General features: G+C 38.2%; 18 protein-coding genes. 7 read left to right on the forward strand and 11 right to left on the reverse strand.

Going from position 1 to position 24025, the window contains the following annotated elements; genetic code table 11:
- Nucleotides 1-65 precede the first annotated feature (65 nt).
- The 3 genes from ORQ98_RS20645 to ORQ98_RS20655 all read left to right on the forward strand — a co-directional run bounded on the left by ORQ98_RS20645 (nt 66) and on the right by ORQ98_RS20655 (nt 3191).
- Nucleotides 66-218 carry a hypothetical protein gene (locus ORQ98_RS20645; protein WP_274690715.1) on the forward strand — a complete coding sequence of 51 codons (153 nt, stop codon included), beginning with the start codon at nt 66-68 and terminating at the stop codon, nt 216-218.
- A gap of 400 nt (nt 219-618) precedes the next feature.
- The gene (locus ORQ98_RS20650; RefSeq protein WP_274690716.1) at nt 619-1446 is read left to right on the forward strand and encodes a hypothetical protein; all 828 of its coding nucleotides are present in this window, start codon (nt 619-621) and stop codon (nt 1444-1446) included.
- A gap of 239 nt (nt 1447-1685) precedes the next feature.
- On the forward strand, nt 1686-3191 hold the full coding sequence (locus ORQ98_RS20655) for a DUF4153 domain-containing protein (protein WP_274690717.1): 1506 nt from the start codon (nt 1686-1688) through the stop codon (nt 3189-3191).
- 58 nt (nt 3192-3249) lie between these two features.
- Here the strand turns inward: ORQ98_RS20655 and ltaE are convergent, their stop codons facing one another.
- Nucleotides 3250-4272, reverse strand: coding sequence for a low-specificity L-threonine aldolase (ltaE, locus tag ORQ98_RS20660; RefSeq protein ID WP_274690718.1), 1023 nt, complete (start codon nt 4270-4272; stop codon nt 3250-3252).
- Between the two features lie 190 nt (nt 4273-4462).
- Between ltaE and ORQ98_RS20665 the strand changes: the two genes are divergently transcribed.
- Nucleotides 4463-5887: an aminotransferase-like domain-containing protein gene (locus ORQ98_RS20665; RefSeq protein WP_274690719.1), complete on the forward strand. Its 1425-nt coding sequence runs from the start codon at nt 4463-4465 to the stop codon at nt 5885-5887.
- A 4-nt stretch (nt 5888-5891) separates the two neighbouring features.
- Here the strand turns inward: ORQ98_RS20665 and ORQ98_RS20670 are convergent, their stop codons facing one another.
- Nucleotides 5892-7172 carry an AAA family ATPase gene (locus ORQ98_RS20670; protein WP_274690720.1) on the reverse strand — a complete coding sequence of 427 codons (1281 nt, stop codon included), beginning with the start codon at nt 7170-7172 and terminating at the stop codon, nt 5892-5894.
- Between the two features lie 2 nt (nt 7173-7174).
- On the reverse strand, nt 7175-7828 hold the full coding sequence (locus tag ORQ98_RS20675) for an RNA ligase family protein (protein ID WP_274690721.1): 654 nt from the start codon (nt 7826-7828) through the stop codon (nt 7175-7177).
- Nucleotides 7829-8206: 378 nt separating this feature from the next.
- Between ORQ98_RS20675 and ORQ98_RS20680 the strand changes: the two genes are divergently transcribed.
- Complete coding sequence (locus ORQ98_RS20680; RefSeq protein ID WP_274690722.1) at nt 8207-8953, forward strand: substrate-binding periplasmic protein; 747 nt, start codon at nt 8207-8209, stop codon at nt 8951-8953.
- Between the two features lie 344 nt (nt 8954-9297).
- Here ORQ98_RS20680 and ORQ98_RS20685 read toward each other — a convergent pair whose 3' ends face one another.
- The 5 genes from ORQ98_RS20685 to ORQ98_RS20705 all read right to left on the reverse strand — a co-directional run bounded on the left by ORQ98_RS20685 (nt 9298) and on the right by ORQ98_RS20705 (nt 13085).
- Nucleotides 9298-9996: a 4'-phosphopantetheinyl transferase family protein gene (locus tag ORQ98_RS20685; RefSeq protein ID WP_274690723.1), complete on the reverse strand. Its 699-nt coding sequence runs from the start codon at nt 9994-9996 to the stop codon at nt 9298-9300.
- Between the two features lie 173 nt (nt 9997-10169).
- Nucleotides 10170-10898 (reverse strand): pyridoxine 5'-phosphate synthase, encoded by a 729-nt coding sequence (locus tag ORQ98_RS20690; RefSeq protein ID WP_274690724.1) that lies wholly within the window; start codon nt 10896-10898, stop codon nt 10170-10172.
- A gap of 205 nt (nt 10899-11103) precedes the next feature.
- Nucleotides 11104-11502, reverse strand: a complete 399-nt coding sequence (locus ORQ98_RS20695; protein ID WP_274690725.1) for an acyl-CoA thioesterase — start codon at nt 11500-11502, stop codon at nt 11104-11106.
- 116 nt (nt 11503-11618) lie between these two features.
- Nucleotides 11619-12434, reverse strand: a complete 816-nt coding sequence (locus ORQ98_RS20700; protein WP_274690726.1) for a substrate-binding periplasmic protein — start codon at nt 12432-12434, stop codon at nt 11619-11621.
- Nucleotides 12435-12602: 168 nt separating this feature from the next.
- Complete coding sequence (locus ORQ98_RS20705; protein WP_274690727.1) at nt 12603-13085, reverse strand: hypothetical protein; 483 nt, start codon at nt 13083-13085, stop codon at nt 12603-12605.
- A gap of 184 nt (nt 13086-13269) precedes the next feature.
- Between ORQ98_RS20705 and ORQ98_RS20710 the strand changes: the two genes are divergently transcribed.
- Both ORQ98_RS20710 and ORQ98_RS20715 read left to right on the forward strand, forming a co-directional pair.
- Nucleotides 13270-14430, forward strand: coding sequence for an efflux RND transporter periplasmic adaptor subunit (locus tag ORQ98_RS20710; protein WP_274690728.1), 1161 nt, complete (start codon nt 13270-13272; stop codon nt 14428-14430).
- Nucleotides 14431-14448: 18 nt separating this feature from the next.
- Nucleotides 14449-17607 carry an efflux RND transporter permease subunit gene (locus tag ORQ98_RS20715; RefSeq protein ID WP_274690729.1) on the forward strand — a complete coding sequence of 1053 codons (3159 nt, stop codon included), beginning with the start codon at nt 14449-14451 and terminating at the stop codon, nt 17605-17607.
- Between the two features lie 50 nt (nt 17608-17657).
- Here the strand turns inward: ORQ98_RS20715 and gltS are convergent, their stop codons facing one another.
- The 3 genes from gltS to ORQ98_RS20730 all read right to left on the reverse strand — a co-directional run bounded on the left by gltS (nt 17658) and on the right by ORQ98_RS20730 (nt 23939).
- On the reverse strand, nt 17658-18881 hold the full coding sequence (gene gltS / locus ORQ98_RS20720; protein ID WP_274690730.1) for a sodium/glutamate symporter: 1224 nt from the start codon (nt 18879-18881) through the stop codon (nt 17658-17660).
- Nucleotides 18882-19476: 595 nt separating this feature from the next.
- On the reverse strand, nt 19477-22575 hold the full coding sequence (locus tag ORQ98_RS20725; protein ID WP_274690731.1) for an efflux RND transporter permease subunit: 3099 nt from the start codon (nt 22573-22575) through the stop codon (nt 19477-19479).
- Nucleotides 22572-23939, reverse strand: coding sequence for an efflux RND transporter periplasmic adaptor subunit (locus ORQ98_RS20730; protein WP_274690732.1), 1368 nt, complete (start codon nt 23937-23939; stop codon nt 22572-22574). The genes ORQ98_RS20725 and ORQ98_RS20730 overlap by 4 nt, the downstream gene beginning before the upstream one ends.
- Nucleotides 23940-24025 lie beyond the last annotated feature (86 nt).

Consider the following 24025-nt stretch of genomic DNA (forward strand, 5'->3'; position numbering starts at 1 on the left):
AAAAGCGATAAGAAAACAGCATCGCTGTGATGATATAGACAAGTTATTTATACAGCATCTTCAATATGCCACTTTATGATTTTCTAGCTATAACAGGCCCTGACCCCATCTTTGATTCCCATGAGCCATTTATTTTTTGGCACGTCGAGTGGATTGGACAAGTAACACCATCATTAAAATTAGAAAGTAAAACTACAACAGCTAACCAGGATGAGTAATTTTCAAAAACGCCAGTCAAGAATCGACCTTGTTAAATTTCGTCTCGATATTTTATTTATCAGCGCATTAGATATCAGTTAATTTAAAAAACATATTAACAAAAAATATATTTAGCTTATTACATTTTGTGTCCGACACAACCCTAGGCAATGTTCATGTAGTTTATTTAATATTTACCATATAGTGTGAACCAATTCTTATGTCTATCCCTTACCCAGAAAGATAATTGTCAAAGTCGACAAATACATTTATTTACCTGATTACTGAAATTAAATTTATACATAACATTAGTTAGTAATATTTCTAATTATATAAAAATAGAAATATCAAAAATAAAACCATATCAACATAAAAGACGATATATTTTTGACAGTCTGAATTTAAGATAATGGTGTAAGTATGCCTATTAATATGAACTTAGAATCCACAAATCAAACGTCACTCTCAACAAATGCAGCAGATGGGATTCGACCACCAACCGAGGGGACAAATCAAGTTGTCGATAAAGGCAGAGAATGGATTGGTCGTATGACCTGGCAGGCCGGCACTGCAGCAAATGAGACTGACTCTCATTTTGAATCCAAGTTAAATAATACATACGCTTTTCACTCACCGGAAGAAAGCAGTCGAATGAACTGTAAAGAGGCAACCATACTTATTGGTTTGAGTGCATATGCTGATAGCAGCCAAGTCAACGAATTCGAAAGAGAGCTAGATGAAGCAAAAAGTGACGAAATTAATTATAACAAGACCATGAATAAAATATTGTCCTTCCACAATGCTGAGGCAAAAGTTACACCCTCTTCTGGAGACGTTCTTTTTATGTTTGGGGATGCTCATGTAGCCTTGGCGACCGATGAAAATAATGCGCTAAGTCTTTGGCATGGGCCTAGTGACAATAACCATCTGCAGGAGGTTAGCTCAGATCAGTTATTTGACCTGACCAGAAGTGATGCTGTCCAATATGCTAATGCATTAAAGAGCTGGCTTTATAATTCAGAGACAACATTAAGTAGTGATCAATTTCATGAGTTGAGTAATGATCTTTATGACTTTATTGATGATGTTACTGATGAACGTATAGAGCTAACTGGGCCTATACATCATGAATATATTCAGAAGTTTGATGATAAATTACGTAGTTTTGGTGTTAATCCTTTAGATAAAGAGGTGTTTATAAGAGTTGCTAAGCAACCCTTTGAACCTTTGGCGGAAAAATCGGAATAAAAATATTCATATCGCCTCTGCCAGCACCTAAACCAATACCACAAACAGGGCCTAATGATGTTCTGCATTCAATGAGATCTGAAATGATGCATTAAAAATCTAACAGAATCTTGCTAACATTGCTCAACCAATGCCAGTGATTTCCGTCTAATTTGCACCAAATCTGCACATCTGCACCACTGGATTTGCATTTTGGCTTGCCATAATCAACAACACTATCTAATGCAGGGTTGTTGATTATGTTCAAGCAAAAGGTTCAACCAGTGGTGCTGGTGGCTAGCCTTGCTACAGCAGGGTTAGCGTTAATATTAGAAGGTACTCTTGGCTTCGCTCTATTCATCTGCACCTTATTGATCATTTTAGTTGTCACTCGTCGTTCATTTAATGACCATAACAACAAGCTGATCAAAACCCAATGGTGGCTCATTGGCACGGCTTGTTTGCTCACTTTATTGCCCGTTTTTAGGGCATCTCCGGTGCTAAATGCATTGAGCTATTTAGGCTTAGCTATTATTGCCCTGCTTGCTTTGGCCATCGCTTACTCGGAAAAAAATCCGGTTAAGATTGCAATTGCAACCCTATTAAGTTGTCCATTTAAAGTGCTAGGTTATCTGGTATCCACTTTACCAGGCTTTACCATTCAAGCTGCAGCGCCTTTTGTTGCAATTAATAGCACTAAGCGTCACTACCTTCGTTCAATTATATTTGGACTGTTATGGGCAACACCTTTGTTATTGTTATTTGGTGGTTTATTGATCGCCTCTGACCCCAGATTCCAACATTTTGCAGAAAGTATTTTTAGCTTTAACGCCGAACAAATCATGTTAACTGGTGTAGAGTTTGGCTGTTACTGGTTTATTACCCTGATTTTTTTCTATTTAACTCTAGCGCCAGGGGTGGGCCAAGCAAAGTCTAGCAATGAAATATTACAGCAAACGACTAAGGCATCTATTAGTGTTGATAGCATCCAAGTACTAACCGTGTTAGCAAGTATTAATCTGTTATTCTTTGCTTATATTGGTGTGCAATTAACCTACTTTTTTGGTGGTGATAAACTGGTACTTAATACTGACAACCTAAGCTACGCCACCTATGCCAAACAGGGGTTTTGGGAGCTAGTGTTTGTAGCCATGTTAGTTATTCCTGTTTTATTAGTTGTCGATGCATTACAAACTAATAAACCTTCTAACATCAAAAAATGGTGTTTACGACTTTCTATTTTAACAATTGTTGCTACAGCCATTATCGAATTATCTGCCTTACATCGAATGGCACTTTACTTGAAAAATTACAGCTTAACTGAGTTGAGATTTTATTCTACTGCCTTTTTATTCTTTATAATGAGTATCTTTATTTGCTACGCAGTTACTGTGCTCAGACAAAAGAGAGGGGCCTTTGTACTCTGGTCAAGCAGTACCGCTTTAAGCTTTATTCTCATCCTTAACATCATTAACCCCGATGCATTAATTGCTAAAGCCAACCTGGAAAACAAGTTTTCCAATATAAAACCAGATACCTCTTATTTATCAAGTTTAAGTGAAGATGCCTACCCAGTAATTGCAGATTATATCCAGGAAAATCCAACAAAAAACTGGTGTAATTTATTAGTGCAATTTAACTATCGTCTGCAAGGTTATAACAATGCCAGCTGGCAGCAGTGGAACTGGTCAATAGATCAAGCGCAACAAGTCGTTGCTTCTCTTACTGAAAAGCAAGATTGCAAAATAATGACTTATCTTCAATGAGAAAAGTATTTCAGTGCTGGCAATAGATCCCAGCACTGAAATTACACTTAATAGTAAATCACTTCTTATTATAGAAAAACCCCTTAATTAGTCCTATTGCCGTTTCAATATCATTTTGATTAACATCTTTATGAGTGACAAATCGAATAGTGTTGGAGGGGCTGATCAAAATGCCATTGCTTTCTAAGTGGCTTGCTAACTCTGCTGGGGTTGAGCTTTTTAACTCAGCAAAAACCATATTGGTTTGTACTTTCGCCATATCAACCGTCAGTTCCTCTATATTAGCCAACTTATGAGCGAGAATCAGCGCATTCTCATGGTCTTCTGCCAGTCTTTCTACTTGCTCATTTAATGCAACAATACCTGCTGCAGCTAAAATACCAGCCTGGCGCATTCCACCACCAAGCACTTTTTTCCAACGACGTGCTTTATTAATCAGCTCGTGAGTACCACATAATAAAGAACCCACGGGGGCTGCAAGCCCTTTTGATAAGCAAATAGAGACTGAGTCAAAGTGCTGGGTAATCTGTTTTACATCAATATTCTGTTTAACCACAGCATTAAATAACCGAGCGCCATCCAAATGACAGGCTAACCCGACAGATTTAGCATAGCTGGTCGCTTCTTCGATATAATCAAGCGATTGCACTCTACCAGAATGAGTATTTTCTAAACACAGTAATCGAGTTCTAGCAAAATGTGGATCAATAGGTTTTATGGCTGCCTTGATATCGTCTAATGGTAAGCAACCGTTTTCACCTTCTAATATCGGTTGTGGTTGAATACTCCCTAAAACAGCGGCCCCACCCCCTTCAAATTTATAGGTATGCGCTTGCTGCCCTACCAAGTACTCATCCCCCCGATCACAATGCGCCATTAATGCAATTAAATTAGTTTGAGTACCACTAGCTGCAAAAATAGCATCCTCATACCCCAGTTTTTCTGCCGCTATTACTTGCAACTCATTAACCGTTGGATCATCACCATAAACATCATCACCCACGACAGCATTAGCCATCACCTGACGCATTTTTTGTGTTGGGCGTGTTACTGTATCACTACGAAAATCTATAGCTTGCATAAATGACCCCTTAACCTTTTTAATCATAATTTCACACTTAATTAAGGTAAATCTTAGGGGAATGACAGATTCAATAACAGATACAGATTGATTAGCTTTCAACCATAACAGATAATTAAGGCTGAACTAGCAGCAGAACACTATGCTTATAATGGTTCACTAAATCCTTTAATATCAAGTAGTTAGCACTATGAAGCAGCCAATCTACCAACAACTTGCAGAACAGCTTGCTGAGCAAATCAAAACAGGTGTTTATCAGGCCGGACAAAAGCTACCCTCCGTAAGAGGCCTGGCTAAACAAATGAATATTAGCATCACCAGTGTAATGGCTGCTTACAACTGCCTAGAAGCCCAAGAAGTGATTGAGGCACGCTACAAATCGGGATTTTATGTAAAACCCCAAGTGCATTTTGCCGCCCCCCAAGCAGGAGATTGTACTACTTTACCAACACCTGAATCGGTTACCAGTTCCCAGCTTATTATCGACTTGGTGGCCAGTGCTGCCGATGGTAAATACCACCAGTTTAGTGTAGCTAACCCTGCAGCCGACTTACCTGCCAATGAACCATTAAGAAAAAGCTTTACTAAACTAATTCGTCAGCGTTACTCCGTTATGCAGCGTAATACCGATTTACAAGGTACGATTAAGTTGCGCCAACAACTTACTCGTATTTTGGCAGATGCTGGGATTATGACAACACCGGACAATATTATCATTACCACTGGATGCCAAAGCGCTATGATGCTGTGTTTAAGAGCATTAGCTAAGCCTGGGGATATTATTGCAATCAGCTCACCTGCCTACTATCGTATATTGCAATTACTGGAAGCGCTGGAACTGAAGGTGCTTGAAATTCCCAGCCACCCTAAAACAGGTATTGATTTAACGGTACTTGAAAATATGCTAAGCCAGTGGCCAGTAAAAGCGCTGATCACTTGTCCTAATTTTGCTAACCCTTTAGGCGACAGTATGCCTATCGATCATCAACAGCAATTAATGGAAATTGCTGTTAAGTATCATACGATGATTATTGAAGATGATGTTTTTGGTGAGCTAGGCTATCAAAAAGAGCGGCCTAAAGCATTAAAAGCGCTGGATAAAAGCGGTCAGGTGTTGTATTGCTCATCTGCCTCCAAATCAATTTCCCCCCAATTAAAAACCGGCTGGCTGGTGGTAGATGAGCATAAGCAAACGATTCTTTATCAACAATTATTAATGGGGCTGGCCCCACCAATGATAAACCAACTTTCCCTGGCAGATTACTTAATGTATGGCAATTATCACCAGCACTTAAGTCGGGCACGACAGCACTATCAACAACGTTATTATCAAGCTCTGAGTCTCCTACAGAAATACTTCCCTGCCAATATTCGCCTTTCCAGCCCCACAGGTGGTTTCGTGTTATGGGTCGAATTGCCCAAATCCTGCGATACCACTCAATTGTATTTCGCCGCCAAAGAAAAAGGAATTTTAATTGCTCCTGGAGAATTGTTTTCAGTTAATCCTGAAAAATATAAGCATTGCTTCAGGATTAACTTTTCTCAGCCATGGGAACAATCACGGATTGACGCAATTAAAACACTAGGCAGTATTATTAAACAACAGCATTCTTAGTTTTTTAGTAACTCAAACCAACAAAATCCAACTGATGCGTCTCTAATGGCAATGGAAACTCAAACCGCGCTTGTTGCTCTAAAATTACTTGATCTGGCAAACCATTAACCCGTTTTTGATTTTGCTTAATACATACATCCACAGGATTTACCATCATCACTAATTGCATAAGACCATCATAGTTGCTAATTATCGTGAATAGCTGCGATCTAAAGTCACGCCTGATATTAGTCGCGTCCCACACCACAGATTGCCTGTTCCTTAAACAGTCTTTTAATCGTTCTTTCGCAATTGTTACCACTTGTTTATTCTGGCGTTGATCTGCCTGATTGCCGGTTAGCTCTTGCCGAATATTATCTAAGCTAATAATGGGTAAATCAGCATGATGTCGCTCAATCCAGGTGGATTTACCACTACCACTCAACCCACAAGTCACTATAATTTGAGGAGTTATCTTGTTCCGATAGTGGTACGTTTTGCCCAGTGCATCCGCAGGGTCATGAATTATCCCCTGCTCCCGCAGATAAACAGCGTCCGACTTTATTAACGCCTGTGTGGTTTCTGGTAAACAATTAATATCTTGTTCAATGACTTTTAACCAGTCTTGATAAGGCGGTTGTTGCCAAAGGTTATACTGCTGGCACTGTATTTTAAACAATTCCAGCAACTCCAGCTGCCACTGCTTATCTTCACACTCTCTACCTTGCATATCAGCTAGTGCTAGAAAATAACTTAATTCCAAATTCACTTTTCTAGCCAACTGCAAATAGTCAGCAATTGGCTTATCTTTTATCACTAGCCACTTTGGTACCTGATGCTCTCCAACCAAATGGAGAACAGTCAGCCAAACCGCTTTTGGCAGTTCAAAAGGTAACAAGCGGAATAACAAATAATCACGCCCGATGGTCTCATGCTTAGGAGACACCCATCGAAAGTGACCTCGCACCTGGCGCCGAACAGTAGTGACTGGCTTAGCTATATCATGCAATAAAGCCCCTAAGATTAAGCTGGCTCGTCGCCAGCCAGTAATATGCGCAGCTTCGTTATCTAACAATCGGTAAAGTGCCATTAACACCATGTCAGTATGAGTAGCCACATCCCCTTCTGCATGCCACAGCGGTTCCTGTTGAGTATGTTGAAACTCTCTTAATAAAGGAAAGTGATCACCTAAGACTGACAGGCATTCAGCAAAACCTGGCGTTGCATTATTGGTTAGCCCTTCCAACCAATTTTTTACTTGATTTATTTTTCTACCCTTAGTCTCAGGTCTAATTTTGCTTTTCATCACTATGCCCTCTCACTACTATCCATTAACGTACTGGGCGCTAATTTATTGGGTATAATGGGTTTATGCATCCAATGTTCATCACTGGTAACATGGCCAGCCCGCACCCATTTGGCAACAGCCTGGCTAAACTCATCATAGTGAAATGATGCAGCCAACCTGACGACATAACCTTCTGATTGCAGGGTGTTAATTTTCAAATCCCTCACCAGTTTTTCATTCCATTCACCTAGATACAACACATGTGGTGTGGCTAGTCCCCACTGGTTAGCTTGCTCTAATGTTTGCTGCCAATTAAGACAACGATTATTGTCATCCCAAATCGAAAACAGATAAAAATAACTGATTAGGTTGTTGTAAATAATAGAATGCTGAGCATAGACATTTTCCCCACACAGCCGCCAACCTTCAGGAATAAGATTACGTATCTCACCATGTAAACGTTTTACCCAGTTGCGAGAAGGATGTTGCCGGCTATCCACTGAACGCGCATGAATATTATCTCGATACATGGTGGTATTTTCGCCATCTAATTTTTCAGTGATCACTACCTCTTTACCTGTAAAACTGTCACAGTGGTCCATAGCAATATCATCATCCGAATAGCCAGGTGACCAGGGCAAATGCAAAGTGCGGGGATATTTGTAATAGTTCATATACATACCTCACAAACCAACTACTACTATTGTGCCCTTCATATAAGTTTTGAAAGACACAATACAGCAAGCCTATTAAAACTTAAGCCGTTAGTAGTCGTTGATTAATTAAAAGAATAGAAACCAATCTGTCGATCTAACGACAGAAACTCCGTTTGGTGTGATAGTTTGAGGTATTACATGGTTCTTCTGAGTTCTACTCAGCCTTTATCTTGGTGTTCTAAATTGAAAGGCGGGATTTAACCATAGTTAATGGCTATTTACAAGTCAAAGGAGTTGACGTATTAGGGCCTGTTAACACTGCCTAACAACAAAGTAAAACTGAACTACACTAGAAAGAGTATTAATAGTTGTTGCTATCATGGTTATAAGTTAACTATGAAAAATCTCTTTTTAACCTTCTTTTTATGCTTGCTTTCTACTGCATCCAGTGCAATAGACAAAGACTTCGATTATTTGTTCGCTACTGACTCATGGCCACCTTACTTAGGCCCAGAGCTAAAGAATGGTGGCTTCTTCTCTGAGATAGTAAAAGAAGCCTTTCGATTAAAAGGTAAAAAGGTTTCTATTTTATACACTTCATGGAAACGAGCATTTGAACTTACTAAAAAAGGTAAATATGAAGCCTTACTTGGAGTTTATTACCTACCTGAAAGAGAAAAATTTTTTAAGTACTCATCAGTTATATCTCATAGTAGACAGTACTTATACAGCAAAAAATCCAGGAACATTACCTTTAACTCCCTTCGGGAGCTTAGCCCCTATAGGATAGGCGTTGTAAGAGGTTATCATTACTCAAAAGAGTTTAATGATGCAAATTATTTAGATCGACATGAAGAAGTTAATACCAAAAAAATTGTCAAACTGCTATTGATCGACAGGTTAGACCTTATTGCAGCTGAACAGCGAGTATTGAAATATCATATTGATACTGCTTTTCCTGAATTAAGAAACCAATATCAACAACATCCTCTACAACTACAAAATAAAAATTTACATTTAGTAATTTCTAAAAAATTACCAAACTTCATGCAAATTTATGAAGAGTTTGAAGCTGGATTTACATTGATGAAAGAGGAAGGAATTGATAAAGCCATTATGCATGAACACGGCTTTGACCTCTAATACATCAAGTCACCACTTATGATATACCTGCAGTCAAATATAATAGCTCATGCTGAGATACCACGGAGCTGCGCTATAATAGCAAGGATTTCCCAAAGCAAAACAACTTAGTGTGGTCAATCCCAACAATATTTTTCATAACACCCTCGTTGCAAATAATTACTTTAAAAATCAAGTGCAATAAGTTTACTATTGCACTCACTCTCAGCCTTCCGATGGTACCACTCAGTATTCTTTAATATATCAACTGTGGCGCTTATAAGTCAGGTGAAATTATAAACAAATTTATTTATCAAACGGATAATGATGACAATTTTATGACTATTACTCATAAACTTTATTCATTAGAGAGCACATTGGTAAACACTAACATACTTGCATTCTCCCTCACACGCAAATGCCATGTGATTATTGCCTAGCAACCCAACATAATGAACATAAAAGCTATTGCTTTCATATTCATAGGGAGAAGCGAGTTTAATACTTTTAAAATTAAGTGACATTCCTTTACCAATAGCTTTGGTTAACGCTTCTTTTTTTGTCCAGGTTTTATAAAAAATATCTTCTCTTAATCCCTGCTCTTTCCAAGTATCATACTCATCAGGGTGCATAAAATATTCGGCCACTCCCTGTCGGTCATTCATCGCTTTAGGCATTTCAATATCAATACCACAAGCAGCTTGATGACAAACCATTACAGCAACCGCACTATCGGTATGGGACAAATTAAATTGACAGTCAGGCTGATCAATAAGGAATGGTTTACCGTATTTATCACTGAAAAAGCTTAATGTATTTGGCTGACATTCAGAAAACTTAGCCAGAATTATTCTTTTAAAATAGTGAGACAGTTCGAATTTTAATCTTAATTGTTCAGTTACAAAACGTTGTCCACGCTGTTGTTCTTCTGCACTTAATATACTGACATCAAGATAGGGCTTTACATTATCGAATTCTGCATAAAAAACATTAACTTTGTTATTTGTTAATTGATCAGCCTTTAAAAGGCTAGAAAAATCTAAAATAGTGTGTTCAATATTCATGAAGAAAAAATACTTAAAAAATTTTATTCCAAATCAAACTCCTTCTCTACCGTGCAAAAGTTGGGAAATAGGGAGAGAAGGTTAGGATGTGGGGACTAAAAAACTAATACCACCCGCCTGTAAAAGTGAATAAACTGGCTTTGATAATGTTGAGCGAGAAAAAACCACTACAGTTATCGAACAATCTGCATGTATTGCTTAATAACATTAGTAAACCCTTGGTCAATAGATTCAACTATCAACGCATGGCCAATAGATACTTCTTTAATATTAGGAATGGTTAAAAAAGCAGCCAGGTTTTGTAGATCCAAATCATGACCTGCATTGACGTCTAACCCAATAGATGTCGCATACTCAGCAGCTTGCTTATACTGTTCTAATACTGATGTATAATTATTTGACTGAAATGCACTAGCATAGGCTTCTGTATACAGTTCTATCCGATCTGCTCCAACCTGCTTTGCAAGCTCAATTTGCTCGATAACCGGGTCCATAAACAAACTGACCCGAATCCCTGCTGCCTTAAGCTGCTCAACAATAGGCGCAACTTGTTTACTTTGAGTGATTAAATCCCAGCCATGATCAGACGTTAATTGATCAGGCTGATCTGGCACCAAAGTACACTGATCAGGTTTATTTTTCAGCACAACATCTAAAAAGTCTGAAACTGGGTTGCCTTCTATATTAAGCTCTTTACCTGAGAATTCCTCAACAACAGCCTTAAGAGAAGTCACATCTTGATAGGTAGCATGACGCTGATCTGGGCGAGGGTGAATCGTTACCCCCCCAGCATCTGCCAGAAGGCACTCCCGCGCATAATGCTCAACTTGCGGATAGTTACGCCCTCTTGAATTTCTTAACAGAGCAATCTTATTTAAATTAACACTTAACACTGTTGCCATTAGACTATCCCTCAAGGCCATGCACTTAGAAGCACTCGAATACTAACTTGAAGTTTTACCCTGATTTTATTGTAAAGCCCCACATAAAACGGCTATACCTGCACTTTACACCTTACCAGACAGCTACTTTAGTTAAAAATCAAGCTATTTCATTAGATGATTTTGAATGGCTAATACCATAAATAGAGTATAAGCTGTTTAACAATCAATCATCTGTAAACACATGTTCAAGCAGCTGAGATCGGATATTATCATCAATTAGCACTGAACGCTTAGTTTGGTAGTCATACTGCACTAAGGTCGTATTTCCTTGTGCGACTCGTTGCTGGCGTTGATATGCACGTTGAGCAACAACAAAAGAAGAATTGCCTACTTTATGTACTCCAGTATAAATTTCAACCTCCTCACCATATGTAATTTCGGCTAAAAATTGCACATCAAAGCCAGCTAGTATTAAACGCCACTTGGTTGGATCCAAATCAGGGGTAAAAAGCTTGAACAGCGGTTCCCTAGCCTTTTCGAACCACATAGGCACCACTGTATTATTAATATGCCCAAGCGCGTCCGTTTCATAAAAGCCTGGTGTAATTATTTGTTTAAACATAAAATGACAACCTTTGGTACATACAACCTTTCTATCTATTAAAGAACAACACTAATAGTGTTTTTATAATACAAGCAGGCTATCCTGATCAAGCACTTAAAGACTGTGCTCCCTAATCATGGTGTGTTGTGTTGCTTATAATAGTCCATTGCTTCATCAACCCATTGTTTTACCAATCTAGTATTTCTAACCTTTATTATTTCTTGGTTAATTTGGGGTAGTAATGATACATAAGGCGATTTTTTTGAAATAGTTATATAGAACTTCTCATTAACCACATTTTTTTTAAGCTTGACAATTTTTCCATGGTAACCATGCTTATGAATTTCTATTAAACCAGGATATAAACCATATAAAAAATAGTCCACTCTGCCATGCTCTAGTTTCCTAAAGTGATTTATATATTTATACTCACGATCAACAGTAAGATTTTCTTTTATATATTGGTCAAATTTTTCACCATAACTTTCCCCCAAATGCGTGGTACCATGCTTACCTATTAAATCACTCCATTTATCATACTTAAACTGTTTATCATGCCATACAAATAAAGCTACAGGGTCTTCCATAAACCACTCACTATATAATAAATAGCTTTGCCGTTCATCATTTAAGTAAGCAGCTGCAATAATATCTATATTTCCGTTCATAGCATTCTTATGCACCCTTTTCCAGGGCCCTACATGAATCGCGTCATGCGCCACCCCTATTTTTTTAAAGACATAATCCACTACTTTAAAAGCAACACCAACCATTTTGTCATCTTGTAACCACATGATAGGAGGGTAGGAAGGATGAGCAGAAACTTTAACAACATCATTGTCTGCAGCAAAAGTAAAATTGCAATAACAACCAACTATGCAACCAAAGATATAAACAGCACGATAAAGTATCAGACCTTTTAGTCGATTTTTTAAATAATTTTTACCCACTATAAAGCTAGATATCAACATTCAATGAAACGGAAAATCCAGTTAACAGATACCAAGTATTATAGTTAATATCTAAAAAAACAACGAAACGTATTTTTAAGATCAAATTATACTAACAAGTACAGAGGTCAAATCAATAGTCTTCGTATTATGTATAAAATATGTCAATTATGCTGCTTCAGCATGAAGAATTGATGTTGCTTGAAAGAAATGTTTTAGTAAGCGTGGCTTCTTAGAACCATTTTCATAATATGTCTGCCATAACTGTGCCAAATTAAGCTTAGTTGCCTGTTCCGGCAGCACTAGGCCTTCGAAACAATAGATACTCCAGGCTATTGCACTGGCGTAACGGATGTTTACGACTAGCTCCTGATGCGGTGCCTCAAGAAAAGATCGCTGTGATGCCATCCCTCTAATGGTGCTAGCCTGCTCGGGTAAAAAAGCTAAACATTGATCCCATACAGCCTGATGAATTGTTGGTGAAATTTGAAAGACCCCTAGCTGCCCTTCTGCAAACTTTTGCTTTCCTGCACGCAAGCCCTCGGTCTTAGCTGTGCCTAACAATAGCTGACAAGCCACGTTGGAAGTTTCACCTAGCTTTTCTAGGGCTTCACTGATAACAGCTGTCAGTAGATTATCGGTGAACCACATTTTCAACACCTCTACTGAATTAGACCATAAGTTTTTTACTTATCGTTCATATTTATTTATATCGACCAATCCGTTTGCTTGTTTATATTTAAATGCCGAAAACTCAAGTATTCAGTTATACTGTTTTCTAACATAACAACTTTACCTTATTATCATTTACTCTTATAGGTAATAGGAACGACCTATGCTGATAAAAAAGCTAAGTCAAGGATGGCTTGCGCTAAGTCTTTATTTACTTGCTGCTATTTTGTTACTGACTGCATGTTCTGATGAATCTCAGCCTAAAGCTACCCAAGCACCACCCTCTGTAAAAACAGTCATTATAGAGCCACAAGCAATTCATCCCAGCGCAGAGGTAGTGGGCCGCACCGAACCTACTGAAGATGTAAAAATTCGCTCTAGGGTATCTGGAAACTTGTTGGCTCGGCATTTTCAAGAAGGACAAGAAGTACAACAGGGTGATCTGTTATTTGAGATTGATTCAGGACCTTACGAGTCAGAAGTTAACCGCTTAAAAGCAGAAATGGCCAGCACCATAGCAGCAAAGGAAGTAGCAGAACTTAATTATCAACGAGGTAAACAGTTAGTCACTAAAGGTACTATCAGTCAATCACAAATGGATGAGCTAACCAGTAAAAATTTACAAGCTGAGGCAGCAGTTACTGCCAGTGAAGCGGCTCTTAAAACAGCAGAATTAAACCTTAGTTACACAAAAATAACAGCCCCTGTCAGTGGCCGCATTGGGCAGTCAGAAAAAAGTATTGGGGACTTAATTAGTCCGTCTCAAGATACATTAGCAAATGTAGTCACGTTAGACCCAATGTATGTTCACTTTCAAGCGAATGAAAAAGATGTACTTAACTTCAAACAAGAAGCAAGAAAATTACCACAAAATAACAAAGCACAATTAGTTACTGTACAACTTAGGCTGGCTAATAAGACGACTTATAATCAAACAGGTAAAATAGACTTTTTAGATAATCGCATTGATGAAGCAACTGGCACACTAAAAGTAAGAGCCATATTTCCTAACCCAGATAAACTGCTTATTCCCGGCCAGTTTGTAACTGTTATTTTGAAACGCACTATAGCCAAGCAGGCTGTTCTCGTTCCACAAGTTGCTGTACAAGAGGATCAAGCAGGTAAATTTGTCATTGTAATTAATGAGCAACAACAGGCTATTACACAACATATTACTATTGGAGCAAAGCTAGGAGATAGCTGGGAAGTAAAAGAAGGCTTAACAGCAGGTCAACAAATTGTAATTGATGGGCTACAAAAGATAAAAATAGGACAACCGGTTAAAGCGACACTCGCTGAAAGCACCACTACTCAATCCAGCTAATCAATAACGAGCCAAATTATGTTTAGCCAATTCTTTATCAGCCGCCCCAAGTTTGCATTTGTTATCTCTATCATTATCACTTTGGCAGGTTTGCTTTCCATTCCTCTACTACCTGTTGCTCAATATCCAGAAATAACGCCACCAGTAATTGAGGTATCTGCTTCATATCCAGGCTCTAGTGCTGATATTGTTAAAGAAACTATCGCAAACCCTATTGAAGCTGAAGTCAATGGGGTTGAAGATATGATTTATATGTCGTCTAAAAGTGCTAATGATGGCAGCTACAAATTAGCTGTCACCTTTGCTGTAGGCACCGACTCAGACCTGGCGCAAATCAATGTACAAAACCGAGTGGCATTAGCTAATCCTAAGTTACCAGAAGAAGCTATTAGACAAGGTATTTCAGTAAAGAAAAAGTCGAGTAATATGCTACTGGTAGTAAACCTCACCTCGCCTAATAAAAGTTATGATGCATTATTTCTATCTAATTATGCCAGCATCAATATTCGAGATACACTTGCCAGAACTCCTGGTGTCAGTGATGCACAAATTTTAGGTGGTACTGACTATGGTATGAGAATTTGGCTAAATCCCGACCGAATGGCAAGTTTAGGGATTACGACATTAGATATTGCCAGCGCTTTACAAGAACAAAACCTTCAGGTGCCCGCCGGACAACTGGGAGCTGCCCCCACCCCACCAGATCAGCAATTTCAATACACTTTGCAAACTAAAGGTCGACTGAATGAACCTGCTGATTTTGAAAAAGTAGTGCTTAAAGCAACTTCAGATGGCTCAATCGTTTATTTAAGAGATGTTGCCAAAGTAGAGCTTGGTGCAGCTAACTATAGTTGGTTTGGAGAACTGAATAATCAGCCCAGTGTCATTATGGCTGTTTATCAGTCTCCTGATGCTAATGCGTTAGCTATTGCAGAAGCAATTTATAAAAAAATGGAGGAACTAGAAAAACAATTTCCTGAAGATGTACAATATGAAATACTCTATGATTCAACTCGTTTTATTGATGAGTCAATTGCTGAAGTTGTTGAAACTCTTTTTATTGCCGTTGTTTTAGTAATTTTAGTTGTATTTATTTTTCTCCAAGACTGGCGTTCAACGCTTATACCTGCAATCGCCATTCCTGTATCATTAATTGGTACTTTTGCTATATTACTTGGATTAGGCTTTTCAGTTAACACTATTTCATTATTTGCAGTCATTTTAGCCATTGGAATAGTGGTAGATGACGCCATAGTCGTAATTGAAAATGTCCAGCGTTTAATGGCAGAAGGCCATGACCCTGTCAGTGCTACCCGCCAATCCATGACTGAAGTGTCTGGTCCTATTGTTGCCACAACTTTAGTATTATTAGCCGTGTTCGTACCTGTCGGATTAATGCCTGGTATTACCGGCAAACTATATCAGCAATTTGCTGTTACAATTTCTATTGCTGTAATAATTTCTTCAATTAATGCACTCACATTAAGCCCTGCATTATGTGCCAGCTTATTAAAAAAAGAACAGTCTACTCCTATATATCCATTACGTATATTTAATAAGTTCTTTGACTGGCTCACCCATCATTACTCTCATTGGGTAAGTTTATTGGTAAAACGACTAGGCTTGGTCAGTTGCTTATTTTTAGTAATGATCGGTCTTATCTGGTTATTTGCAAAGCAGTTGCCTTCTGGTTTTATACCAACCGAAGACACAGGTTATTTCATGGTTGATATACAACTACCCGATGGCGCTTCATTAAATCGGACTAGTAAAGTAACGAAAAAAGTGAGTAGTATAATTAAACAACAACCTGGAGTTGCTGATGTAATGACCGTAACAGGCAACAGTTTACTAAGTGGTGCTGTTTCTTCTAATGCAGCTTTAGGAATCGTTGTATTAAAACCCTGGCATAACAGAGATAAACCAGAATTATTTCAACAACAAATTGTACAGCAGGTACAAGCTAAACTAAACCAATTAACAGAAGCAACAGTAATGGCATTTAGCACCCCAGCCATACCTGGTTTAGGTACTACTGGTGGGTTTGAATTTGTGCTAACTGATCAAATGGGCAGAACAAGCGAAGAAATAGCGGGCGTTATGCGGGCCTTAATTCTACAAGCGAACCAGGCTGCAGATATTGGTGTTGCCTATAGTACTTATCGTGCTAATGTGCCGCAGATTTATCTGAATGTTGATCGACTCAAAGCAAAGAACCTAGGGATACCATTAAGTGATATATTTTCAACTCTGCAAACCCAGCTGGGATCTTATTATGTTAATGATTTTAATAAGTTTGGGCAAACCTATCGGGTAATGTTACAAGCAGAAGCAGACTACCGTGATGAAGAAAAAGACATCAACCGTTTTTACGTAAGAAGCAAAGAAGGTAAAATGGTGCCTTTAGGTACACTTATCAATACCAACACTCTAGTAGGACCAGATATTGCCACCCGATATAACCTGTTTAATTCAATCAGCATCAACGGACAACCTGCTAATGGCGCCAGCTCTGGTGATGCCATTACAGCCATGGAAACAGTAGCTAAAAAAGTATTACCTGCAGGGTATAGCTTTGAATGGACAGGCATGACATATCAAGAGTTAGCAGCAGGTAATCTAGCACCTATATTATTCAGCCTGGCATTGGTATTTGTTTATCTATTTCTTGTTGCACAATATGAAAGCTGGTCAATTCCCTGGGCCGTGATTCTTGCAGTACCTATCGCAATACTAGGTGCATTTGTTTATGTATGGCTAATGAGCTCTGATATTAATCTATATACTCAAATTGGCCTAGTGCTATTAATTGGCTTGGCCACCAAAAATGCTATTTTAATAATAGAATTTGCTAAAGTTCAACGAGAAGAGCACCATCTCAGTATTACCGCAGCTGCAATACAAGCTGCTAAATTACGGTTTAGAGCAGTATTAATGACCGCCTTCTCTTTTATCCTCGGCGTTTTACCCTTAGTCATAGCCACTGGAGCTGGTGCAGCCAGCCGCCGATCAATTGGCTATAGCGTATTTGGGGGAATGTTAGCAGCAGGCATTGTTGGAACCATACTAGTACCTGTGTTTTATGTCATTGTCCAGTCACTTCGTGAAAGACTTAATACAAAAAAAGACAACACAGTTAGCCAAACCACCAGTGATACTATAGTGAGTACAGATTAGTTTATAGCTTTTTAATAGGGCCTAAAAAGCCAGATTATCTAACTGTACATTTACTTTAAAAATGGCAAACTCATAAACCCTTGCAAAATCAATGCATTAACAACATCAATAAAAAAAGCACCAAGCAAGGGAATAACAAGAAAAGCTTTGGCTGAGTTACCATACTTTTCAGAAACAGCACGCATATTTGCCATACCTACAGGCGTCGCACCTAGCCCTAATCCAGCAAAGCCAGAGCTGATTACAGCAGCATCATAATCTCGTCCCATAATGCGAAAAACGATAATATAAGAAAATAGAGACATAACAATAACCTGAAACACTAATACTAGCATTAAAGGACGAAGCGCTTGGGATAATACAAGAAGTTGCATACTCATTAAGCTCATAGCCAAAAATAAAGTAAGACTTACATCACTCCACAAGCTAATTGCATTACTAAATTGACTGGTTTTTTTAATTTTCAACAAATCACCAATGTTAGTGATTAAAATTCCCACAAACAACCCAGGAAGATACAATGGCATAACAATATCATTATTTTTAAGCCAAAGATGTATAAATTCGCCACAACCAATACAAAGAACAATAAGAAAAGTGGCATTAATAATTGCATTCATAGAGGTTAGTTTACCAGAGTTATTATTTTTAACATCTAGCGATTTAGACTGTTCATTACTATTACTAGGTGACAACTTATTTTTATTTATTAGCTTTTCAGCTAAGGGCCCACCTACCAAGCCGCCTACAATTAGCCCTAAAGTGGCACATGCAATAGCAATCTCTTCAGTAGCAGGTAATTGATATTGCTCTGTAAAAAGTTTACCATAAGTAATTGCTGTACCATGACCACCAGCAAATGAAACACTACCGGTTAGCAATCCGTAAGCAAAATGTCCTTCAAATAAAGATGCAACAAATAACCCTACCAGGTTTTGAACAACTAAAAATACTGATGCTGCAATTAACAAAATAAATAAACATTTCCCTCCATTGACTAATAACTTTATATTTGCCGTTAAGCCAATCGTACTAAAGAATATCAACAACAATATATCTCTCATCCACAAGTTAAAAGTAATTTGGTAGCCATATAAAATGGCAACAAATGCTACTAATACACTACAAATCAATCCTCCAGTTACTGCTGCTGGTATATTATAAGATTTGAGCCATTTGGCTTTTTTTGTTAGGTAGATTCCAAGCCATAATACTATAATGCTAATTAGCAGCGTTCTTCTTGGGCTAACCTCGATAATTTCAAAGCCTTCCATGTTATTTTTTCCCAGCACTCTCACTCTAAATAAAATTTCATACAGCATAAACACTAAGATGAAATAGAATAGCTACAGCTACTAAAAAAAATATTACAATAGTAGAAACATACCTAATATTACTTTTTACAGCCAGCACAGAAAATTTTAATTTCAATATTATAAAGTTATTTATTACATATCATTGACATAGAACATTAATTTAGGTGTCATGCGTGGTTATGTGTATGGACCCACTCAAAAAGCTATTAATGAGAAAAAATTTATGAGCATCACAACCGTAGACTGATATAAACAAGCTCTGCATATGCTGCTTAGGTCACGATTCGATATCTTTGTAGGGGATCGTCTTGTAGTGGCTTACAATGCTAAGCTTATCCGTGTACGCGGTCAAATAGAAACTATCAAAGTAAATAAAAACGTTTTTTTAGTCACCAGTTGACCAGTCCATCTTGCTTTTTCAAAAAACGGGTAAAGACCCTGCTTATATTAATAAAGTAACTCAGGTCATTATTGATATTAAGCAGGATGGAACCTATAAGCGTATTATTAATAAATATTCCGAATAACTATGCTGTTTTCTCCACATTTATTATTAGTCAGCCACTTCAATTCTAGTTACCCCAAAATCTTCAAGGATTGAATACAAAGCAGGTAACACAATCAACACCAACACTGTTGAAGCAATAAGGCCAAAAGTGATGCTAGCAACCAGTGGTATTAAAATTTTAGCTTGAAAACTAGTTTCAAACAGTAATGGCAACATCCCCATCACTGTTGTTAATGAGGTGAGAAAAATTGCCCTGAATCGATCTCGTGTAGCCTGGCTTGCTGCATCATGAACAGTCATCCCTTCCCTCACTCGTAGTTTAACAAATTCCACTAATAAAATGGAGTTATTGATAACAATACCAGCTAAAGAAACAAACCCCATTATACTTGGCATAGTCAGATCGAGACCTAAAAAATAATGCCCCCAAATAACGCCTATTAATGAAAGTGGAATTGCCACCAGTACAATAATGGGTTCAATATAGTTTCTAAATTGCAAACTTAATAAAAAGAAAATACCTGCAATCCCTACTAAGAAAGCTTTGGCAAATGAATCTCCTGTTGTTTTATTGTTTTTGCTTTCCCCCTCAATCATCAGTTTAACTTCTGGATATTGTTTTGCTAATTTAGGGAAAAGCTTTCGCTGAGTATCCATAATCACTTCAGCAACATTAGCCACATCTGGCTCAATTTCACCATACACAGTTACAGTGCGTATGTTATTCAACCGATTGATTCTCGCATAAGAGCGGGTTTGCTCAATATTAGCGATAGCAGCTAAAGGTATTGCTTGCTTGGTTTGTGGGTGAATAATTGTCATATAATCAAAGTCAGTTAAAGTATTTTTTGACTCATCAGCAAGCATGACTTTTATTTCATAGGTTTCATTCTGGTACTGTATTTCATCTACCTTTATTCCTTGATAAGCTGCTCGTAACTGTTGTGATAAGTCTTGAGCATTAATCCCTATTCCTAGCACTCCTTCCTGTAAGTTAACTGAAAATTCTGGCTTACCTGGCCTTAAATCATCTGCAACATCAACAACACCAGGATATCCTCGTAACCAGTGTTGTAATGCATTAGATACTATCGATAACTCTTCCAGACTATCGCCTTGGAGACGGATTTTTATTGGTCGCCCTGCTGGGCCACGAGAAGGCTCTTTATACTGCAGTGATATAATATCAGGTATATTTCCTACTTTTTCTCGCCATGTACGGGCAAACGTGGTGATATTGGTATTTCGTATTTCAGCAGATAATAGATCGACACTGACTGTGGCTATATGTGTACCCGACTCATACGCTTCTGAGTTTTTATTAAAATCAACTCTCACATTACGTACCAATGATTCATTTTCGTTAGCACTTAACTCAATGCTTGTTGCTTTCAGTCCCTTGATTACCTGCTCTACAACATTTTCCGTTTTTGCAAGAGGTGTTCCCTGAGGTAATAAAATAAGTGCCTGAATCATGTCTCCATCAATGTCAGGAAATCCTTTAAACTTAACTACACCTGCTGGTATCAAACTAATGGTTAAAAATAAAATAGCAAAAGCTAAACCAACAAATGCATAACGAAACTTAACCGATAAATCTGCTAGCTGCCCAACTTTTTCTCGAAGCTTTTCAAATATATCAGCAAACTTCTGGCGCCACCCTAAAGTATCTTTTTGGTTATTTTGTTGTCTATCTAATGACTGTTTTAGATGATGGGGTAAAATTAAAAAAGCTTCAATCAAACTAACAGTAAGAACCGAAATCAATACTATAGGCAATACCTTGAGAACCTGTCCAATATCCCCCTTTAAAAACAGTAGCCCACCAAAAATAAGGATAGTAGTAACAAACGATGACAAGATACCCTTTGCAACCCGACCTACACCTGCAACTGCAGCATCTAATGGAGATAAACCTTTTTTATACTCCGTAGCAATACTTTCTGAGATAACAATAGCATCATCCATTAATATACCAATGGCAATTAACATGCCTACCATCGAAATCATATTAATAGACACACCAAATGCAGATATCACCATAAAGCTAGCCATGAATGAAACTGGTAGCCCCATGGCAACCCAAAAGGTATAACGAACACTAAAAAATAAAAATAATGCCAATATAACTAAGATAATACCTTGCCAGCTATTGGTAATGAGTAGCTGTAAGCGATCTTTAACAATAGAGGTAGAGTCTTCAGTAAGATACAACTGAACACCTTCTGGTAACTTAGCATTTTCTGTTTCAACAAACTGAGTAACTGCATCTAGTATTTTCAGGCTATCATCAGCCTTATTTTTACTTATCTTAATAATCGCAGCAGGCTTGCCATTAAAAATAATTTTATCTTCTTTATTTTCAAATGTATCCGTGACTTTAGCAATATCTCCCAGTCTAACTTCCCCACCCTGTTCACCTGAAATAATTACTAGTTCTTCTAGCTGATCTGGCGTTCTTCTTAGATCCACAAATTTTATTTGATGGCTACCATATTCCGTTTTCAGCTCACCCGTTGGTAAGTCAAGCGCTTGAGATTTGATGATATCTGCCAGGTTATTTACACTTAAGCCATACTTTTGCAAGTTATAATCTTCAACTTCTACTTTTAACAACCTGTCAGAGAAGCCTTGAATATCGACAATAGGAATATTAGGCTGTTGCAGTAACTTATTTTTATAATATTCAGCAAGATACTTAAGCTCTGTACTAGAGACCTCTGCACTAACAGCAATACTAATCACTTGACTCGTTAAATTTAACTCTTGAACAACTGGGTCTTCTGCATCCTCTGGAAAGCTGTCAATACCATCAACTGCTCGATTAATATCATCAATAAACTGGAGCATATCTCCCTGCTCCTGCATTTTTAAAGTCATTATCCCCGTGCTGTTTTTTGCCTCGCAGCTTTTTTCTTCCATATAATTGATGCCATCGGTTGCATCTTCCAACGGTTGGCATATGCCTTCTTCCACATCACTCGCACTGGCTCCAGGATATGCTACTGATACTTCAACTTGATACTTCTCAATTACTGGAAACGTTTCTTTTTTCATACTGGGTATCGCCACCATACCAAGCAATAAAAACACCCACATCAATACATTAGCTGCGGTAGGATGGCTAGCAAAATACCGTATCATTTAAAGTCTCCTTTACCACTTGCTAATAACTTAATGGTCTCTTGGAGCTTTTCATTATGTGCCAAATTCAGCTGCATTCCCGCCACTGCTGGAATCACATCACTTGTTACCAACCTATCACCTGGTTTCACCCCTTCGGCAATCGCCACTAGTTCACCTTGAAAAAATTCAATTTTTACCGGCTTTATTTGCAAAGTGTTATCTTTACTAGCAATATAAGCTTTCCCTTGGTGAATAGCTTGCCGGGGTATCACTATTCGCTGTTGCGCCGCTGACTGAAACTCAACCTCTGTATACATTCCTTTTAACAACGGTGGTCGCTCACCTGGAATCCCTTTTTCATAACTACTATCTATTGCCACAATAAAAGATACTGTACGACTGGTTTGATCTATCTCTTCACCAAGGCGTACTGCCTTTGCTTTCCAACTGGCTTTTTTTAAAGTACCAACCAGTCGTACTGTGACATCAAGATTAAGAGCTTGTAAAAGCTTTTGGGGAGACGGAGGCTCCCTGGTTAGAATTGAGCGATCTACACCAAGCACTAATGCCCTGGCGTGTTTCATGGGTAATTGGGCATGAATTTCAACACGACCAATATTACTAGCATCAAACAACTTTGCTCCAGCATTAACATATTCATCTAAGTCAATATGAACTTCCCCAATGCGCCCTTTAAATGGCATTGTAATTGTTGTACGCTCCAGGTTTTTTTGCTGTTCTTTCAATTGTGCGCTAGCCTGCATAATTTGAGCTTCAATCACAGCTCGGCGGCTGGGCAAAGTAGTTAAGGTGTTTTGTAAGCTTTGGAACTGCTCTTGTAATGCGAGGACCTTTTGCTCTTCCATGTCTACCGTTGACTGGGACACTGATTGCTGTTTATGCAGCTGCTTTTTACGCTCAAGTTCACTTTTACCTATTTCATAGTTACGCTTGGCAATTTCAAGCAGGATTTGGGTATTTTGCTTCTCAACTTCCAGCTCTTTTAAATTAGCTTGATAGACAGCCAGGTTTGCCTGTGCCTGGCTGATTGCTAGTTCATAGTCAGTAGTATCAATCTGAAGTACTTTTACCCCTTTATTGATACTACCTCCTTTCTTTAAATCAGGATGGACATATACAACTTTACCTGCTACTTGAGCATTAGCTGCTAACGTAGTTTCTGGTTGAACAGTACCATAGCCTATTGCTCTTGCTTTAAGCGGTACCTCCTGAACATCAATATACCAAACCTTACGAGTTACTTTTGCTTGCTCAGCACGGGCAATTTCAGTCTTTTGCTTAATAGCCAAAGCTGCCAAGATAAATCCAGCAATAGCAATAAGAGGCAAGCTAAACCTGCTCTCCAACCATTTAGTCAGCATTTACTTACTCCAATAAATTCATTCCATATCCAATGGAAAAAGCACCTGCAACGTAATATAGTTAATACTTCATGAAAACCCTAGGG

The organism is Spartinivicinus poritis (assembly GCF_028858535.1).
Lineage (GTDB): Bacteria > Pseudomonadota > Gammaproteobacteria > Pseudomonadales > Zooshikellaceae > Spartinivicinus > Spartinivicinus poritis.